General features: G+C 72.4%; 1 protein-coding gene. It reads left to right on the top strand.

All coding sequences use genetic code 11. The annotated features are described in order from the left end of the window. Window positions 1-49 precede the first annotated feature (49 nt). The coding region (locus tag GUY59_RS46435; RefSeq protein ID WP_201762157.1) for an SDR family NAD(P)-dependent oxidoreductase at window positions 50-3,491 on the top strand (3,442 nt) is incomplete at its 3' end.

Raw genomic sequence — 3,491 nt, 5'->3', positions numbered from 1 at the left:
CCGCGCGTTGATGGAGGCGCTGGGCCGGCTGCATGTGCAGGGGATCGCTGTGGACTGGACGAAGGTCCTGACTCCCGGCCGGTTCGTCGACCTGCCCACGTACGCCTTCCAGCACGAGCGGTTCTGGGTGCCGGCCAGTCTGGAGTCGCAGGACGTCGGCGCGGCCGGACTGGGCGCTATCGAGCATCCGCTGTGGAGCGCGGTGACCGAGGTGGCCGGCGGCGAGTCGGTGGTCTTCTCCGGCCGGTTGTCGCTCGCGGCCCAGCCGTGGCTGGCCGATCATCAGGTGGATGGCCGGGTGGTGGTGCCGGGTGCGGCGTTGGTGGAGCTGGCGTTGCGGGCCGGTCAGGAAGTGGGGTACCCGCGGCTGGCGGAGTTGACCATGCGGGCGCCGTTGGTGGTGTCTGACGGGCCGGGTGTGGATGTCCAGTTGGTGGCCGGGCCGTGCGATGAGTCGGGTGGCCGTCAGGTGGGCCTGTATTCGCGTGAGGGTCAGGGTGAGTGGACGTTGCACGCGCAAGGCGTGCTGATCGAAGAGGGCGGGCGGCCGGTTGCCGGTGTGGGGCAGTGGCCGCCGGCCGGTGCCAGTCCGGTGGATGTCGAGCATCTGTATGAGGACCTGGCGGCGATGGGTCTGGACTACGGCCCTCTGTTCCAGGGATTGGTGGCGGCCTGGCAGCACGAGGGGGCGGTGTTCGCCGAGATCGCCTTGCCGGAGCAGGGGCATGTGGAGGCGGGCCGGTTTGGGTTGCATCCGGCGTTGCTGGATGCGTCGTTGCATGCCGCGGCGCTGGGTGATCTGGTTCCGCGTGCGGAGGGGCGGCCGTATCTGCCGTTCGCCTGGAGCGGGGTGTCGCTGCACGCTGCCGGGGCGACGGGCCTGCGGGTCAAGGTCAGTCGCGGCTCCTCGGATGCCAGCATCGTGTTGAGCATCGCCGACGACAGCGGCGCTCCGGTGGCCGAGATCGACGCGCTGACCCTGCGTGCCCTGTCCACCGACCTCACCGCAGGCAACCTGGACACCCTCTACCAGGTGACCTGGACGGAGCCGGCCGAGCTTCCCGCCGCCGGCGACGAGGAGTACCCGAATCTGGCCTCGCTGAGGGGCACCGACGCGATGCCCGAGTGGGCGTACGTGGAGTGCCCCGCCGCCGAGCTCGGCGACGACGTCCCCGCCGCGGTGCGGCGGGCCACCGCTCACGTGCTGACGGCCGTCCAGGAATGGCTGGCCGACGAGCGGTTCGCGTCGTCGCGGCTGGTGGTGGTGACGCGGGGTGCGGTGGCCGTGGACGACGGTGATCGCGTCGACGTGTCGGTGGCTCCGGTGTGGGGTCTGGTACGGGCGGCCGAGGCGGAGAACCCGGGCCGGTTCGTGCTGGTGGACGTGGACGGCAGCGCCGAGTCGTGGGCCGCCGTGGCGTCGGTGGTCGCCGCGAGGGAACCGGAGGCGGCCGTCAGGAGCGGCCGGGTGCTGGTTCCGAGGCTGAGCCGGGTCAGGGGCCTGGAGCGGCAGGAGCCGGTGTTCGGCTCGGACGGCACGGTCCTGGTCACCGGCGGAACGGGCGGCCTTGGCGCACTGGTCGCCCGCCACCTGGTCACCGAGCACGACGTCAGGAACCTGCTGCTGGTGAGCCGGCGCGGGGCCGAGGCTCCGGGCGCGGCCGAGCTGGTCGCCGAGCTGTCCGAGCTCGGCGCCGAGATCACCGTGGCGGCCTGTGACGTGGCCGACCGCGACGCCCTCGCCACGCTGATCGCGTCCATCCCCGATGAGCGTGCGCTGCGCGGCGTCGTGCACGCCGCAGGCGTGGGCGACAACGGGCTGGTGGGGTCGCTGTCGGTGGAGCGCCTCGACGGGGTGCTCGGGCCGAAGGCCGACGCCGCCTGGCACCTGCACGAGCTGACTCGCGACCTCGACCTGTCGGCGTTCGTGCTGTTCTCGTCCGCCGGCGGCTCCGTCCTCGCGGCGGGGCAGGCCTACTACGCGGCGGCGAACGTGTTCCTCGACGGGCTCGCTCAGGTGCGGGCCGCCGAAGGGCTGGTGGCGACGTCGCTGGCGTTCGGGTTGTGGGACACCGACACAGGGCTGAGCGCTTGGCTGAGCGAGGCCGACTTCGAGCGGATGCGGCGGCAGGGCCTGCCGGCGTTGACGGTGGATGAGGCGCTGGCGTCGTTCGACGCGGGGTGCGGCTCGGGCGCGGCGGCGCTGGTGCCGCTGCGGATCGACGCCGGGGCGTTGCGCAGCAGGGGCGCGGAGCTTCCCGCGCTGCTGCGCGGCCTCGTACGCGGGTCGGCACGTCAGCAGCCCCGCGCGGCCGGATCCGGGCTGGCCCGCCGGCTCGCCGGGTTGGAAGAGGCCGAGCGCGGCAGGGTGCTGCTGGAGCTGGTCCGCCAGGAGGTCGCGAAGGTTCTCGGTCACGCCTCCATGGAGGCCGTGGAGCCCGACCGCGCCTTCCAGGAGCTCGGCTTCGACTCCCTCACGGCCGTCGAACTTCGCAATCAGCTCAACTCGGGCACCGGCCTGCGCCTTCCCGCCACGCTGGTCTTCGACTACCCCAACGCGAGAGCCATCGCCGACTACCTGGAGACGGAGCTTACGGGAGCCGTGTCCGAGGCCACGGCCGTCACCGCGGCGAGGACGCCGCTGAACGACGAGCCCATCGCGATCGTCGGCATGGCCTGCCGCTACCCGGGCGGCGTGCTCTCGCCGGAGGACCTTTGGCGGCTGGTGAGCGCCGGTACGGACGCGATCGGCGAGTTCCCCTCCGACCGCGGGTGGGACCTGGACCGGCTGTACCATCCGGACCCCGACAATTCGGGCACCACGTACACGAAGCGCGGCGGCTTCCTGCACGACGCGGGCGAGTTCGACCCGGCGTTCTTCGGGATCTCGCAGCGCGAGGCCCTGGCGATGGACCCGCAGCAGCGGCTGCTGCTGGAGACGTCGTGGGAGGCGATCGAACGGGCGGGGATCGACCCGACCGCGCTGCGCGGCAGCAGGACCGGCGTGTTCGCCGGCGTCATGTACCACGACTACGCGGCCCACCTCACGACCGTGCCCACGGAGCTGGAAGGGCTCATCGCCACCGGCAACTCCGGCAGCGTCGTGTCCGGCCGCCTGTCGTACACGTTCGGGCTGGAAGGCCCGGCGGTGACCGTGGACACCGCCTGCTCCTCCTCGCTCGTCGCCCTGCACTGGGCGGCGCAGGCGCTGCGGTCGGGGGAGTGCGACATGGCGCTGGCGGGCGGCGTGACCGTGATGGCCACGCCCGGCACGTTCGTCGAGTTCTCGCGCCAGCGCGGCCTGTCGCCCGACGGCCGGTGCAAGGCGTTCTCCGCCGACGCCGACGGCACCGGCTGGGGCGAGGGCGTCGGTGTGCTGCTGGTGGAGCGGTTGTCGGATGCGGAGCGTAACGGGCATCGGGTGTTGGCGGTGGTGCGTGGTAGTGCGGTGAATCAGGATGGTGCGAGTAATGGGTTGACGGCTCCGAATG

It is taken from the genome of Nonomuraea sp. K271 (genome assembly GCF_009908215.1).
Classification (GTDB): domain Bacteria; phylum Actinomycetota; class Actinomycetes; order Streptosporangiales; family Streptosporangiaceae; genus Nonomuraea; species Nonomuraea longispora.
Note: the sequence above shows the minus strand (reverse complement) of the source record. Positions and strands in the feature narration are given on the sequence as shown.